This is a genomic window from Kitasatospora sp. NPDC090308, from assembly GCF_044769485.1.
GTDB classification, from domain to species: Bacteria; Actinomycetota; Actinomycetes; order Streptomycetales; family Streptomycetaceae; genus Kitasatospora; species Kitasatospora fiedleri.
Genome location: NZ_JBIVXY010000021.1, coordinates 40830 through 55212, shown reverse-complemented (window position 1 = coordinate 55212; position 14383 = coordinate 40830). Strand labels below are relative to the sequence as shown.

The 14383-nt window shown below is 73.8% G+C and carries 14 protein-coding genes; 7 read left to right on the top strand and 7 right to left on the bottom strand.

Annotation, left to right across the window (positions count from 1 at the left end; translation table 11 throughout):
- Positions 1–94: 94 nt before the first annotated feature.
- The 3 genes from ACIQVD_RS31605 to ACIQVD_RS31595 all read left to right on the top strand — a co-directional run bounded on the left by ACIQVD_RS31605 (position 95) and on the right by ACIQVD_RS31595 (position 3161).
- Complete coding sequence (locus tag ACIQVD_RS31605; protein WP_400687138.1) at positions 95–1093, top strand: glycosyltransferase family 2 protein; 999 nt, start codon at positions 95–97, stop codon at positions 1091–1093.
- A 142-nt stretch (positions 1094–1235) separates the two neighbouring features.
- The gene (locus ACIQVD_RS31600; protein WP_400687136.1) at positions 1236–2180 is read left to right on the top strand and encodes a YihY/virulence factor BrkB family protein; all 945 of its coding nucleotides are present in this window, start codon (positions 1236–1238) and stop codon (positions 2178–2180) included.
- An 84-nt stretch (positions 2181–2264) separates the two neighbouring features.
- The gene (locus ACIQVD_RS31595) at positions 2265–3161 is read left to right on the top strand and encodes a class I SAM-dependent methyltransferase (RefSeq protein ID WP_400687134.1); all 897 of its coding nucleotides are present in this window, start codon (positions 2265–2267) and stop codon (positions 3159–3161) included.
- Positions 3162–3282: 121 nt separating this feature from the next.
- On the opposite strand, the gene ACIQVD_RS31590 is transcribed toward ACIQVD_RS31595, so the two are convergent.
- Entirely contained in the window at positions 3283–4521 is a 1239-nt protein-coding gene (locus ACIQVD_RS31590) for a D-alanyl-D-alanine carboxypeptidase family protein (RefSeq protein WP_400687132.1), read from the bottom strand.
- Between the two features lie 139 nt (positions 4522–4660).
- On the opposite strand from ACIQVD_RS31590, the gene ACIQVD_RS31585 reads away from it, so the two are divergent.
- Together ACIQVD_RS31585 and ACIQVD_RS31580 are read left to right on the top strand one after the other, a co-directional pair.
- Positions 4661–4951, top strand: a complete 291-nt coding sequence (locus ACIQVD_RS31585; RefSeq protein WP_402292456.1) for an SCO4848 family membrane protein — start codon at positions 4661–4663, stop codon at positions 4949–4951.
- Positions 4952–5115: 164 nt separating this feature from the next.
- A complete protein-coding gene (locus ACIQVD_RS31580; protein ID WP_402292455.1) occupies positions 5116–6459 on the top strand; it encodes a hypothetical protein in 1344 nt (447 codons plus the stop codon).
- A gap of 107 nt (positions 6460–6566) precedes the next feature.
- Here the strand turns inward: ACIQVD_RS31580 and ACIQVD_RS31575 are convergent, their stop codons facing one another.
- The 4 genes from ACIQVD_RS31575 to sdhC form a co-directional block, all read right to left on the bottom strand.
- Positions 6567–7340: a succinate dehydrogenase iron-sulfur subunit gene (locus ACIQVD_RS31575; protein ID WP_100837921.1), complete on the bottom strand. Its 774-nt coding sequence runs from the start codon at positions 7338–7340 to the stop codon at positions 6567–6569.
- Positions 7340–9082 (bottom strand): succinate dehydrogenase flavoprotein subunit, encoded by a 1743-nt coding sequence (gene sdhA, locus ACIQVD_RS31570; protein ID WP_400687126.1) that lies wholly within the window; start codon positions 9080–9082, stop codon positions 7340–7342. The genes ACIQVD_RS31575 and sdhA overlap by 1 nt, the downstream gene beginning before the upstream one ends.
- Before the next feature lie 26 nt (positions 9083–9108).
- Positions 9109–9537 (bottom strand): succinate dehydrogenase, hydrophobic membrane anchor protein, encoded by a 429-nt coding sequence (sdhD, locus tag ACIQVD_RS31565; RefSeq protein WP_282206516.1) that lies wholly within the window; start codon positions 9535–9537, stop codon positions 9109–9111.
- Positions 9538–9602: 65 nt separating this feature from the next.
- Positions 9603–9983, bottom strand: a complete 381-nt coding sequence (gene sdhC, locus ACIQVD_RS31560; RefSeq protein WP_100837923.1) for a succinate dehydrogenase, cytochrome b556 subunit — start codon at positions 9981–9983, stop codon at positions 9603–9605.
- 239 nt (positions 9984–10222) lie between these two features.
- Here sdhC and ACIQVD_RS31555 point away from each other — a divergent pair, with 239 nt between their 5' ends.
- Complete coding sequence (locus ACIQVD_RS31555) at positions 10223–10960, top strand: hypothetical protein (RefSeq protein ID WP_402292454.1); 738 nt, start codon at positions 10223–10225, stop codon at positions 10958–10960.
- 82 nt (positions 10961–11042) lie between these two features.
- On the opposite strand, the gene ACIQVD_RS31550 is transcribed toward ACIQVD_RS31555, so the two are convergent.
- On the bottom strand, positions 11043–11540 hold the full coding sequence (locus ACIQVD_RS31550; protein WP_400687123.1) for a 2-oxo-4-hydroxy-4-carboxy-5-ureidoimidazoline decarboxylase: 498 nt from the start codon (positions 11538–11540) through the stop codon (positions 11043–11045).
- A 265-nt stretch (positions 11541–11805) separates the two neighbouring features.
- A complete protein-coding gene (locus ACIQVD_RS31545) occupies positions 11806–12549 on the bottom strand; it encodes an SDR family oxidoreductase (protein WP_402292453.1) in 744 nt (247 codons plus the stop codon).
- 181 nt (positions 12550–12730) lie between these two features.
- Between ACIQVD_RS31545 and ACIQVD_RS31540 the strand changes: the two genes are divergently transcribed.
- Positions 12731–14320 carry a methylmalonyl-CoA mutase gene (locus ACIQVD_RS31540; protein WP_400687120.1) on the top strand — a complete coding sequence of 530 codons (1590 nt, stop codon included), beginning with the start codon at positions 12731–12733 and terminating at the stop codon, positions 14318–14320.
- Positions 14321–14383: the final 63 nt, after the last annotated feature.

Sequence of the window (14383 nt, the reverse complement as noted above, 5' to 3'; positions counted from 1 at the left end):
GAAACGTGCGAAAGCGGACCGGCACCGGCCGCGATCCTACCTCTCCGGGCTTGCTAGTCTGCGCCAGGCCAGGCCAGGTCAGGAGAGTGAAGAGATGCCGCGGTTCAGTGTCGTCGTGCCGGTGCACGCCGTCGAGGAGTACCTGCCCGAATGCCTGGAGTCGGTCCTGGCGCAGTCCTTCACGGACTTCGAGCTGATCGCGGTGGACGACCGCTCGCCCGACGGCTGCGGCGCGATCCTGGACGCGGCGGCCGCCCGCGACCCCCGGGTGACCGTCCGGCACCTGCCCGAGAACGTCGGCCTCGGCCCGGCCCGCAACGCCGGCGCCGCCCTCGCCACCGGCGACTACCTGGTCTTCCTGGACAGCGACGACACCCTCACCCCCGGCCTGCTCGCCGACACCGACGCCCGGCTGCGCGCCACCGGCGACCCCGACCTGCTGGTGTTCGACTACGCCCGCAGCTACTGGGACGGCCGGGTCACCCGCTCCGCCTCCGCCCCGGTCTTCGCCCGCCCCGGCGCCGAGGTGTTCACCCTGGACGAGCGCCGGGACCTGCTCGACCTGCTCCAGGTCGCCTGGAACAAGGCGTACCGCCGCGAGTTCCTGCTCCGGCACGACCTGTCCTTCCCGCCCGGCTACTACGAGGACACCCCGTTCACCTACCCGGCGCTGCTCGCCGCCGAGCGGATCACCCTGCTCGACCGGGTCGGCGTGCACTACCGGCAGCGCCGCGAGGGCGGCAACATCCTGGCCACCGCCTCCCGCAAGCACTTCGACGTCTTCGCGCAGTACGACCGGGTGTTCGCCTTCCTCGACACCCGCCCCGACCTGGACCGCTGGCGCCCGGTCATCTACCGGATGATGCTCGGCCACCTCGCCACCGTGGTCTCCAAGCCCGGCCGGGTCCCGCCCGGCGACCGCCGCGAGTTCTTCCGCCGCGCCGCCGAGCACTGCGCCCGGCACCGCCCGGCCGGCTACCGGCCGCCGCCCGGCCGCGAGGGGCTGCGCGGCGAACTGCTCGGCCGCGGCAACTACCTCGGCTTCCAGGGCCTGCGGGCCCTGGCCCGGGCCCGCCGCGCCGTCCGCCGCTGAACCCCCGCGCGGCGGGGGCGGGCTGACGGGGACTCACCCGGAGCCCCCGGGACGGCCCGTGACGCGCCCCGGAGGGCCCGCGCCGCGCCGGGCCCGGCCCCGCTCCCGCAGCGGGGGCCCGGACGCCGGTATACAGCCATGCGTGGACTTCCTCACCAAGCTGCCCGTGATCGGCCCACTGGCCGCCCGACTGCTGCGCAGCCGGCCCTACCGGGTCTACCTGCTGTTCGACGACGTCCAGGGCAACCGGCTGGCCGGGGCGGTCACCTTCTTCGGCTTCCTGGCGTTGTTCCCGCTGCTCACGGTGGCCCTGGCGATCGCCCTGGCCACCCTCTCCGACTCCCGGGTGCACCAGCTCCAGGACAAGATCACCGAGCAGCTGCCGGGCCTCGCCGACTCGCTCGACCTGAACGCCATGGTGGCCAACGCCGGCACCGTCGGCCTGGTCTCCGGCCTGCTGCTGCTGATCTCCGGCCTCGGCTGGGTGGACACCATGCGCGGCGCGGTGCGCACCGTGTGGCGGCTGCCGGACGACGGCGGCAACCCGGTCCTGGTCAAGGCCCGCGACTGCGTGGTGCTGCTCGGCCTCGGCCTGGTCTGCCTGGCCTCGCTGGCCGCCTCCGCGCTCGCCACCACCCTGGTCCACCGGCTCTCCGACGCCCTGGGCCTGGACGGCGGGGCCGCCCGCTGGCTGCTGTCCGGACTGGGCTTCCTGATCGCGGTCTGCGCCGACCTGCTGCTCTTCGCCTACCTGCTCGGCCCGTTCCCGCGGATCACCGGCCAGCGCCGCCGCGCCCTGCTGGAGGGCGCGCTGATCGGCGCGGTCGGCTTCGAACTGCTGAAACTGCTGCTCTCCTCCTACCTGGGCTCGGTGGCCGGCCGCAGCCTGTACGGGGCGTTCGGCGTGCCGGTGGCCCTGCTGCTGTGGATCGACTTCGTCACCCGGCTGCTGATGTACTGCGCGGCCTGGACCGCGCTCGCCGACCCGGAACGGGCCCGGCTGCGCGCCGTCCGGCAGGCCGAGGCCGCGCTCGAGGCCGCCGGGGAAACATCCGCCCCGCCCGCTGTGCGGCGTTCGGACGAGTGACTATGATCCCGGTCACACCAGTCCGGTTCCCGCCGACCGCACACCGCCGTGCCCCCGGCCCCGGCCAGCTCCCCAGGAGACCGCGTGTCCGCACCAGGCACCGCCGCCGCTCCCGCCGCCCCCGAGGGCGTCCCCGTCCCGGCCGCCCCGGACGACGTCCCGGGCTGGTTCTTCCGGGCCGACCAGGAGGTCTTCGCCCACCTGCTCGACCGGCAGAGCGAGGCCGGGACCACCGGCGACCTGCTGGAGATGGGCGCCTACCTGGGCCGCTCGGCGATCCTGCTGGGCTACCACCTGCGCGCCGGGGAGACCTTCACGGTCTGCGACCTGTTCGACCTGGAGGCCCCGGACGACCAGAACTCCGCCGAGATGGACATGTCCTACCGCGACACCCTGACCCGGCGCGCCTTCGAGGCCAACTACCTGGCCTTCCACCCCGAACTGCCGACGATCGTCCAGGCCCCCACCTCGGTCCTCGCCGACGGCCGGATCCCCGCGGGCAGCTGCCGCTTCGTCCACATCGACGCCTCCCACCTGTACGAGCACGTGGCCGGCGACATCCTGGTCGCCCGGGAGGCCCTCGCCAAGGACGGCGTGGTCGCCCTCGACGACTACCGGGCCCCGCACACCCCCGGCGTGGCCGCCGCCGTCTGGGAGGCCGTCTTCACCCTCGGCCTGCGGCCGGTGCTGCTCACCCCCGAGAAGTTCTACGGCACCTGGGGCGACCCCGAGGCGGTCCGCGCCGACCTGCTCGACCGGGACTGGCGCGGCGAGGGCTTCCGGCTCGACGAGGAGCACCTGGCCGGGCAGCGCTGCCACCGCCTCGCCTGGGACGAGCCCCCGGCGCCCGAGCCGGCCCCGGCCCCCGCCCCCGCCCGGCCGCGGCGCTCGCTGCCCCGCCGGATCGCCCTCGACGTCCTGCCGCCCATCGCCACCCGCTCGGTGCGCCGCGCGCTGCGGGCTGCCCGCCGCACCGCCTGACGCCCCGAGCCGCGCGAGGGGCCCGGGGGCCGTCCGCACGGCCCGCCTCCCGCGCGGCCCGGGCCCGGTCGGCCCGCTGCGCCGCCGGACCGCCCGACGCCTCGGCGGTCCGGCCGCCCGGTCAGCTCGGCCGGTCCCCCGAGCGGGCGGCCCGGCGGCGCAGGGTCCGCAGCCGCAGCAGCCCCGCCGCCGCGACCGCCGCGCACAGCCCGACCGCCGACCAGGTCGCCGGTCCCGGCCCGCCCGCCGCCGCGTGCGCCGCCAGCCCGCGGTCCGGGGCCGACGGCGCGGGCGGGGCCGCCGGGGCGCCCGGCGCGGTAGAACCGGCCGACCCGGCCGGGGCGTCGGCCACCGGCCGGGCCGCCGCCGACGGGGCCTGCTCCGGGGCGCCGTCCTCGGCCAGCGCCCCCACCGGGGTGACCTTCCCGGCCGCGGCGAAGCCCCAGTCCAGCAGCGCCGCCGCCTCGGTGTAGACCTTCGGGCTGTCCGCCGGGTGCATCACCGTCACCAGCAGCGTCCGCCCGTCGCGCTCGGCCGCGCCCGTGTAGGTGGCGCCCGCGTTGGTGGTGTAGCCGTTCTTCACCCCGATCAGGCCCGGGTAACTGCCCAGCAGCCGGTCGGTGTTGGCGATGCCGAAGCTCCCGCGCTGCCCGGTCTTCTTGTCCACCGCGCCCGGGAACTGCGCCCAGCGGGTCGCGCAGTAGCCCCGGAACTCCGGATTGCGCAGGCCCGCCCGGGCGAACAGGGTCAGGTCGTACGCCGAGGTGACCTGCCCGTCCATGTCGTAGCCGTCCGGGCTGACCACGTGGGTGTCCCGGGCCTGTAGCTGATCCGCCCGGGCCTGCATGTCGGCGACGGTCTTCGCCACCCCGCCGTTCATGTTCGCCAGCACGTGCACCGCGTCGTTGCCGGAGGAGAGGAACACTCCGCGCCACAGGTCCTCGACCTTGTACTCCAGGTCCTCCTTGATGCCGACCAGGCTGCTGCCCGCCCCCATCCCCTGCAGCTCCGCCCAGGCCACCTTGTGCACCGCGGAGGCCGGGAAGCGCGGCAGCACGGTGTCCGCGAACAGCATCTTCAGGGTCGACGCCGGCGGCAGCTGCGCGTGCGCGTTGAACGCCGCCAGCACCTGCCCGGTGCCCGCGTCCGCGATCAGCCAGGACTTCCCGGTCAGGTCCTTCGGCAGCGGCGGCGCCCCCGGCCCCGGCGCCACCTGGACCCCCGCCGCGCCCAGCCGCTCCCCGCCCACCACGCCGGGCGGCGGGGCGTCCCCGGACGCGGCGGCGGAGGCCGGCAGCGCGGGCACCAGCAGCAGGGCGGCAGCGGACGAACCGTGGAGAATCCGGCGGATTATCAGCATTCCGGAAAAATAACCCGCACCCGCCCCGGACCCGCTCCCGCCGTCGTCCGACGCCACGAACGAGTACCGCCCGCTGCTCCGATCGGCGGGCCCCGCATACTGGACGGGCACCCCGTCTGCCGCGAAGGACCCCGTCACCATGAAGCTCAGCCGCCCGGTCTCCTGGTTCCTCACCGCCTTCGGCGTCTGGTCGGTCTTCATCTGGACCACCTTCGTCAAGAACCTCTGGAAGGACTCCGGCGGCCAGGCCTTCGTGAACGGCGACCACGGGCAGCCCACCGCCTTCTTCTGGGTCCACCTCCTGCTCGCCGTCACCTCCCTGCTGCTCGGCCTCGCCATCGGCTGGATCGGCGTCCGCGGCCTGCGCGCGGCCACCGCCGCCACCGCGGCCACCGCCGCCGCCCCGGCCGGCGAGCGCCCCGCCGAGTAGTCCCGCCGGGCGACCTCCCGAGCCGCCCCGGCGGACGAAGCCAGGCGAAGCCAGACGAAGGCGGACGATCCGCGGGCCGCGCCCCGGACCCCCGGCGCCCGCCCCCTTCAAGTGGCCGAATCCCGCTGCTAGCCTGCCCGGCACGAACTTCGGGGAGGCTCGGCGTGAGCATCAGTTCCACCCTCGGTGAGACCCGCCCGGAGTGGGCGCGGCGGCAGGAGCGGGAACGGCGGCACCGGCGGGCGAAGTCGCGGCTGCGGCTGCCGTTCGCGGTGGCCGCGGCGTGCTGGGCGGTGCTGCTGCTGTGGTGGGCGGCGGTGTACCCGGCGTTCACCGGGGACGCCCCCGAGCCCGGCGCGCCGCTGTACGCGGCGGCGGTGCGGGCCGTGCACACCGGCCCGGCGGTGCTGGCGCAGACCGCGGCCGCGGCCTTCGCCCTGGGGTACCTGGCGGCCGCGCTGGCCCGGTTCGGGGTGCGGGGACGGCACAGCGGGCCGGTCGCGGTGGCGCTGGCCGCCCTGCCGCCGACCGCCGCGCTGGTGGTCTCGGCCACCCCGGCCGCGGTCACCACCCTCGCCGCGCTGCTGCTCACCGGGGCCGGGCTGCGGCTGCTCGCCCGGCGGGCCGAGGGCGCCCTGGAGCGGGGCGGCCCGGCCCAACGGCTGGATCTGGCCGTCCTGTTCACGGCCGTCTGCGCGTTCGCCCTGACCGGCACCCGGGGCGCCGGCACCGCGCTGGCCGCCGCCGCGGTGCTGCTGCTCTGCCTGCCCCGGGCCCGGGCCCGGATCGCGCTGCTGACCGCGGCCGCGCTGGCCGTGCCGGTCGCGCTGGCGCTGCTCGGGCACCCCGCGTCCCCGGGCGGCGACCTGCACCCGCTGCGGGCCGCCGACCTGGCGCTGGCCCAGCACCGGGCCGCCGCCCCGCTCGGCCCCGTCCTGACCGCCGTCGCCCCGCCCGCCGACTGGGACGCCGCGGGTGCCGACTGCTCCGCCACCGCGGCCCTCACCGACCGCTGGAACACCGCCACCGCCCGCCGGGCCGAAGACGAACTCGCCTCCACCTGGCGGCAGTTGCTGCGCGACCACCCGGACCGGGTGCTGGACGCCCGGCTCTGCCGGGCCCGGATCGCCTGGGCCGTCCGGGCGGGCGACGGCGGCCCGCACGCCGCCACCGGAGTACCCGGCCCGGCGGCCGGCTCGCGCGGCCTGTGGCACCCGCTGCACGCCGCCGCGACCTGGAGCCGCACCCTGCTGCGCGCCCCGCAGCTGGACTGGCTGCTGTGGCGCGGCGCGCTCTGGGCCTACCTGGGCCTGGCCGCCGCCGCGCTGCACGCCTGGCGGCACCGGATCCGCGCCCTGGTCCCGGTGACGGGCGCGGCCGTCCTGGGCACCCAGCTGGCGCTCACCGCCGCCGCCGCCGACCAGGACTACCGGACGATGGGCGCCGCCCTGTTCCTCGGCCCGCTGCTGCTCACCCTGGCCACCGTCCGCACCCGCCGCACCGACTGACGGCCCGCCGGGAGCACAGGAGTACAGGAGCACGGGAGCTCGGGCCCCGCCGGACGCCGAAGGGCCCGCCCGGAGCGCACTCCGGACGGGCCCCTCGAACGGACGGACTAGAAGCGGCGCGTGACGAGCGCGCGCTTCACCTCCTGGATCGCCTTGGTGACCTCGATGCCGCGCGGGCAGGCCTCCGAGCAGTTGAAGGTGGTGCGGCAGCGCCACACGCCCTCGCGGTCGTTGAGGATCTCCAGCCGCTGCTCGGCACCCTCGTCGCGCGAGTCGAAGATGAAGCGGTGCGCGTTGACGATCGCCGCCGGGCCGAAGTACTGGCCGTCGTTCCAGAACACCGGGCACGAGGAGGTGCACGCGGCGCACAGGATGCACTTGGTGGTGTCGTCGAAGCGCTCGCGGTCGGCCTGCGACTGCAGGCGCTCGCGGGTCGGCTCGTTCCCGTTGGTGATCAGGAACGGCATGACGTCCTTGTACGCCTGGAAGAACGGGTCCATGTCCACGATCAGGTCCTTGAGGACCGCGAGGCCCTTGATGGCCTCGATCGTGATCGGCTTCTCCGGGTTGACGTCCTTGATCAGGGTCTTGCACGCCAGCCGGTTGCGGCCGTTGATCCGCATGGCGTCCGAGCCGCAGATGCCGTGCGCGCAGGAGCGGCGGTACGTGAGCGTGCCGTCCTGCTCCCACTTGATCTTGTTGAGCGCGTCCAGGACGCGCTCCTTCGGGTCCATCAGGAGCTGGTAGTCCACCCACACCGGGTCCGGGTGCTCCTCCGGGTTGAACCGGCGGATCCGGAAGGTGACGTTGATCAGCTGCACGCTGCCCGACTCGGCCGCGTCCAGCGCGGCCGAGTGCGTCTCGACGGTCGAAGTGGACATCAGTACTTACGCTCCATCGGCTGGTAGCGGGTCTGCACGACCGGCTTGTAGTCGAGGCGGATGGAGGTGGAACCGTCCTCGGCCACCTCGCGGTACGCCATGGTGTGCTGCATGAACTTCACGTCGTCGCGGGTCGGGAAGTCCTCGCGGTAGTGACCGCCGCGGGACTCCTCGCGCGCCAGCGCGGACACGACCAGCACCTCGGCCAGGTCGAGCAGGTTGCCCAGCTCGACGGCCTCCAGCAGGTCGGTGTTGTAGCGCGAGCCCTTGTCCGCGATCGAGACGTTCTTGAAGCGCTCCTTGAGCGCCGCCACGTCCTCGACCGCCTGCTGCAGGGTCTTGCCGGTGCGGTAGACGGACGCGTTGGCGTCCATCGACTCCTGCAGCTCCAGGCGGATCTTCGCGACCGACTCGGTGCCGGTGGACTCCCGCAGGCCCTCCACCAGCGACTCGACCAGCGCGCCCGGGTCCTCCGGCAGCGGCACGAAGTCGTGCTTCTCGGCGTACTCGGCGGCGGCGATGCCCGCCCGGCGGCCGAACACGTTGATGTCCAGCAGCGAGTTGGTGCCCAGGCGGTTGGCGCCGTGCACCGACACGCACGCGACCTCGCCCGCGGCGTACAGGCCCGGGACGACGTCGGTGTTGTTGCGCAGCACCTCGCCCTCGACGTTGGTCGGGATGCCGCCCATCGCGTAGTGCGCGGTGGGCTGGATCGGGATCGGGTCCGTGTAGGGCTCGATGCCGAGGTAGGTGCGCGCGAACTCGGTGATGTCCGGCAGCTTGGCGTCCAGCTGCTCCGGCGGCAGGTGCGTCAGGTCCAGGTAGACGTGGTCGCCGTCGGGGCCGCAGCCGCGGCCGGCCCGGATCTCCGAGTAGATCGCGCGGGAGCACACGTCACGGGACGCGAGGTCCTTCATGACGGGGGCGTAGCGCTCCATGAAGCGCTCGCCGTCCTTGTTGCGCAGGATGCCGCCCTCGCCGCGGGCGCCCTCGGTGAGCAGGATGCCCATCCGCCAGATGCCGGTCGGGTGGAACTGGAAGAACTCCATGTCCTCCAGCGGCAGGCCCCGGCGGTACGCCACGGCCTGGCCGTCACCGGTCAGGGTGTGCGCGTTCGAGGTGACCTTGAACATCTTGCCGGTGCCGCCCGAGGCGAACACCACGGCCTTGGCCTGGAAGACGTGGATCTCGCCGGTGGCCAGCTCGTAGGCCACCACGCCGGCGGTCCGGCCCTCGTTGATCAGCAGGTCGAGGACGTAGAACTCGTTGAAGAACTCGACGCCGTGCTTGACGCAGTTCTGGAACAGCGTCTGCAGGATCATGTGGCCGGTGCGGTCCGCGGCGTAGCAGGACCGGCGGACCGGGGCCTCGCCGTGGTTGCGGGAGTGGCCGCCGAAGCGGCGCTGGTCGATCCGGCCCTGGTCGGTGCGGGAGAAGGGCAGGCCCATCTTCTCCAGGTCGAGGACCGCGTCGATGGCCTCCTTGCACATGATCTCGGCGGCGTCCTGGTCGACCAGGTAGTCACCGCCCTTGACCGTGTCGAAGGTGTGCCACTCCCAGTTGTCCTCCTCGACGTTGGCGAGCGCGGCGCACATGCCGCCCTGCGCCGCGCCGGTGTGCGACCGGGTCGGGTAGAGCTTGGTCAGGACGGCGGTGCGGCTGCGCTGCGTCGACTCGATGGCCGCGCGCATGCCGGCGCCGCCGGCGCCGACGATGACGGTGTCGTACTGGTGAATCTGCATGGGGGTCAGTCGCCTCTGGTGGCTCGTCAGATGTTCGGGTCGAAGGTGAAGATCACCAGGGTGCCGAGGACGACCGTGAACACGGTCGCGACGCCCAGGAGACCCTTCAGCCACAGACGAGTGGCGTCCTTCTCCGCGTAGTCGTTGATGACGGTGCGCATGCCGTTCGAGCCGTGCAGCATGGCCAGCCACAGCATCAGCAGGTCCCAGACCTGCCAGAACGGCGAGGCCCACTTGCCCGCCACGAAGGCGAAGCTGACCTTGGAGACGCCGCCGTCCAGCATCAGGTTGATCAGCAGGTGGCCGAGGACCAGCACCACCAGCACGACGCCCGACAGGCGCATGAACAGCCAGGCGAGCATCTCGAAGTTGGTGCGGGTGCGGCGCGGGGTCCGCTTGCTGCGCGCCCGGGCCGGCTCGACCACGAAGGCGTCGGCCGGGTTGCCGGTGCCCAGTCCCTTGCCGGTGTGGGCGTGCACCGAGGGCACCACCAGGTCGTTGGTCTCAGTGGACACGCGGATCAGCCCCCGAACCAGGTGCGAAGGGTGTGCTCGAGGACGGGGTAGAAGGAGCCGGCCATCAGGACGACCCACACGCCCACGACGGTCCAGAGCATCTGCTTCTGGTACTTCGGGCCCTTGGCCCAGAAGTCCACCGCGACGACCCGCAGGCCGTTCAGGGCGTGGAACAGGATGGCGGCCACCAGGCCGTACTCCATCAGGTTCACCAGCCAGAACTTGTACGTGGCGATCACCGAGTCGTACGCCTCGGGCGACACCCGCACCAGAGCGGTGTCAAGGACATGTGCGAACAGGAAGAAGAAGATCAGGACGCCGGTGACTCGGTGAGCCACCCAGCTCCACATGCCTTCCCGGCCGCGGTACAGCGTTCCAGCCGGCACGGAAAACCCTCCGGAAGCGGTTCGGGGGCTCGGCCGGCTTCGGTGTCGGTCAGCCCGGCCGGATACGGTCCACCGGCCGCGAGCATCCTATCGACGCGCCGTCGGCAACCGCCGCCGGGGGCCCCTGGTGTGATCAATCAGGCACGCACGGCCTAATCGCGCCGGGAACCGTGACCCTGCGTCACAGGCCGACTGCGCTACGGTACGCCTCCTCCCGCCGCCCAGCAGAGAGACCCGCCGTGCGACCCCTGCCCGCGCTCGCCGCCCTCGCCTCGCTCGCCGCGCTCGCCCCCGCCGCGGCCGGCTGCGCCGCCGCGCCGTCCGCCCCCGCCGCCGACGGCGCCGCCGCCGGGGCCGCCGCGGGGCCCTTCGCCCGGCCGTCGGCCGCGCCGTCCTCCGCGCGGCCCGAGTACGACGCCGCCGCGGTGCGCGCCCTCGCCGTCACCGACGCCGACCTCGGCCCCGGCTGGCACGTCACCCTCATGCAGCCCGGCCAGAACGACATCTCCAGCCCCCCGCAGACCGCCGACGTCCCGGCCTGCCAGCCCGTCCTCGACGCGCTGACCCCCTCCAAGGGCGGGGCCGGGCCGCTGGCCGAGGCCGACCTGGACATCGCCCGCGCGGGCGACGCCGCCGCCTCGCTCTACACCGCGGTGCTGGCCTTCCGGCCCGGCCGGGCCGCCGCCGTCCGCTCCGGGCTCGACCAGGTCCTCGACCACTGCCGGGCGTTCACCTCCACCGCCGGCCGCCACCTGCTCACCCGGCTCGACACGCCCACCCCCGAAGGAGCCGACGCCGCCAGCGCCTTCACCCTCACGAATGAAACCGGCGGGGCCGTCATCGCCCAGCGCGCCCTGGTCGCCCGGGCCGGGGACGTCCTCGCCGTCTTCACCACCCTGGACGCGACCGGCCGACCGGCCCCGGAGCCGGACCCGGCGGTGGTGCGGGCGCAGCTGGCGAAGATCGCCGGGAGGTGAGGACCGCCGGGAAACGGAGCAGGGCCCCCGGCGGGGCCCTGCGGGCGGATCGGTCGGTCCGGCGCCGTTCCCGGCGCCCGGGTCAGCTCTTCACCGCGACCAGGTGCTCCAGGCGGCTGAGCGCGATGCGGCGCAACTCCTCGGCGGAGACCAGGCGTTCCTCGTCGGGGTCGTTGGCCAGGCGGGTGCGGATGGAGGTGAGGACGGCGTCCAGCATCTCCTCGGGGACGACGCCCTCCAGGCAGACCACGAAGACGTACCCGAAGCGGGCCTCGTAGGCGGCGTGGGCGGCGCGCAGCGCGGTGCGGGCGGCCTGGCTGCCGGGGGCGCGCATGCCGAGCAGGGGCTGGGGCATCCAGCTCTCGTCGGCGAGGGCCTCCGCCAGGTCGGCCGGACGCAGGTCGTAGCTGGCCTCGCTGGCCGCGGCCAGCAGGGACTCGATGTCGGGGTAGGGGCGGTGGGCGGTGAGGCGGAGGGCCCAGCGGTGGCTGCCGCAGCAGGCGAGCAGTGCTTCCTCCACGGCGCCGGAGTCGGCTTCGTTGAACCGGTGGAGCCCCAGCAGGGACGGCTCCGTCCGCACGTCGAGACGCTGCGGCGGGATGTCGCTGGCCAGCGGATCCTCCTCGTGAGGGCGGGAAGGCGGAATGCTCCAGAGACGGGGTGGACCTGGGAGGACAGGGGTGTCGCGGGGTGCGGCGATGCCGCCGCTCGGGGCTGGCACAGCTCGGCGGGGCAGCGCCTCCACGGTAGTTGAGGGCTCATCAGTTGGGGAGGCGGCGGGCCGATTTCACTCGATCGAGCTATCAAGTTGTGACCCGCCGCCCTTTTCGGTCCCGCGGGACGGATCAACCGGCCCGGTGCACCTTGTGGTTGGCGGCCTGGGCGCGGGGCCGGACCACCAGCAGGTCGATGTTGACGTGGGCGGGCCGGGTGACCGCCCAGGAGACGGTGTCGGCGACGTCCTCCGAGGTCAGCGGCTCGGCGACGCCCGCGTAGACCGCGTCGGCCTTGTCCCGGTCGCCGCGGAAGCGGGTCAGCGCGAAGCCCTCGGACTTCACCATGCCGGGCGCGATCTCGATCACCCGGATCGGCTCGGCCACCAGTTCGAGGCGCAGGGTCTGGGCCAGCGAGTGGACGGCGTGCTTGGCGGCCACGTACCCGCCGCCGCCCTCGTACGCGGCCAGCGCCGCGGTCGAGGACATGATCAGCACGGTGCCCTCGCCGGTGGCGCGCAGCGCGGGCAGCAGGGCCTGGGTCAGGTGCAGCACGCCGAGCACGTTGACCTCGTACATGGTGCGCCAGTCCGCCGGGTCGCCCGCCTCGACGCTGTCCGCGCCCAGCGCGCCGCCCGCGTTGTTCACCAGGACGTCGACCCGGCCGACCTCGGCGGCGAAGGCGTCCACCGCCGCCCGGTCGGTGACGTCCAGGGTGCGGGCGCGTCCGCCGATCTCCTTCGCCAGCGTCTCGATCCGCTCGGTGCGTCGGGCGGTCAGCACCACCTCGAAGCCGTCCGCGGCCAGTCGGCGGGCGGTCGCCGCCCCGATGCCGCTGCTGGCGCCGGTGACCACGGCCACCTTCTGCTCGCTCATGTCGTCCACTCCTCGTCCGTCCGGTCGGTGGACCGATCATCCCAAGGGACGGGCCGCGGGTGTTGTGAGCAAGCTCCCAGCCGTGGCATCTGTCTGCTGCCGACGGGGCACGACTACATTGCGTATCCAGCTGACCCGTTAATCAGCGCTAACCCTCACCACCCCCCGCGGAGGAACCCCCATGGCAGCCGAGCCACGCCGCACCGAGTCGGGACTGCCGATCGAGCCGGTGTACGGCCCCGAGACACTGGCCGGATTCGACGCCGCGAGCCGGCTCGGCACCCCCGGCCGGTACCCGTTCACCCGCGGCGTGTACCCGACCATGTACACCGGCAAGCCGTGGACGATGCGCCAGTACGCCGGCTTCGGCACCGCCGCCGAGTCCAACGCCCGCTACAAGCAGCTGATCGCCAACGGCACCATGGGCCTGTCGGTGGCCTTCGACCTGCCGACCCAGATGGGCTACGACTCGGACGCGGCGATCTCCTCCGGCGAGGTCGGCAAGGTCGGCGTGGCGGTCGACAGCGTCGAGGACATGAACGTGCTGTTCGGCGGCATCCCGCTCGGCGAGGTCTCCACCTCGATGACCATCAACGCGCCCGGCTCGCTCCTGCTGCTGCTCTACCAGCTGGTCGGCGAGGCCCAGGGCGTGCCCTCGGGCAAGCTGACCGGCACCATCCAGAACGACGTGCTCAAGGAGTACATCGCCCGCGGCACGTACATCTTCCCGCCCAAGCCCAGCCTGCGGCTGATCGCGGACGTGTTCCAGTACTGCCGGGCCGAGATCCCCAAGTGGAACACCATCTCCATCTCCGGCTACCACATGGCCGAGGCCGGGGCGAACCCCGCGCAGGAGATCGCCTTCACGCTCGCCAACGGCATCGAGTACGTCCGCACCGCGGTCGCCGCCGGGATGGACGTCGACGACTTCGCGCCCCGGCTCTCCTTCTTCTTCGTCTCCCGCACCACGCTGCTGGAGGAGGTCGCCAAGTTCCGTGCCGCGCGCCGGATCTGGGCCCGCGTCATGAAGGAGGAGTTCGGCGCGAAGAACCCCAAGTCGCAGATGCTGCGCTTCCACACCCAGACCGCCGGCGTGCAGCTCACCGCGCAGCAGCCCGAGGTCAACCTGGTGCGCGTCTCGGTGCAGGCGCTGGCCGCCGTCCTGGGCGGCACCCAGTCGCTGCACACCAACTCCTTCGACGAGGCGATCGCCCTGCCGACCGAGAAGTCCGCCCGGCTCGCGCTGCGCACCCAGCAGGTGCTCGCCTTCGAGACCGACGTCACCGCCACCGTCGACCCGTTCGCGGGCTCCTACGTGGTCGAGGCGATGACGGACGAGCTGGAGGCCGCCGCCCTGGAGCTGATGGCCAAGGTGGAGGACATGGGCGGCGCCGTCGCGGCGATCGAACAGGGCTACCAGAAGGGCGAGATCGAGCGCACCGCGTACCGAATCCAGCAGGAGCAGGACTCCGGCGAGCGGACCGTGGTCGGCGTCAACCGCTTCCAGCTCGCCGAGGAGGAGCCCTACGAGCCGCTGCGGGTCGACCCGGCGATCGAGGCGCAGCAGGCCGAGCGGCTCGGGCGCCTGCGCGCCGACCGGGACTCCTCGGCGGTGGACCGGTCGCTGTCGCAGCTGCGCAAGGCGGCGGAGGGCACCGACAACGTGCTGTACCCGATGAAGGAGGCGCTGGCGGCCCGGGCCACCGTGGGCGAGGTCTGCGACGCGCTGCGCGGGGTGTGGGGGACGTACGTGCCGGTCGACCGCTTCTGAGCGGCGCCCCCGGCGGGGCGCGGGAACGCGGAGGGGCGCCGGGAGAAGACTCCCGGCGCCCCT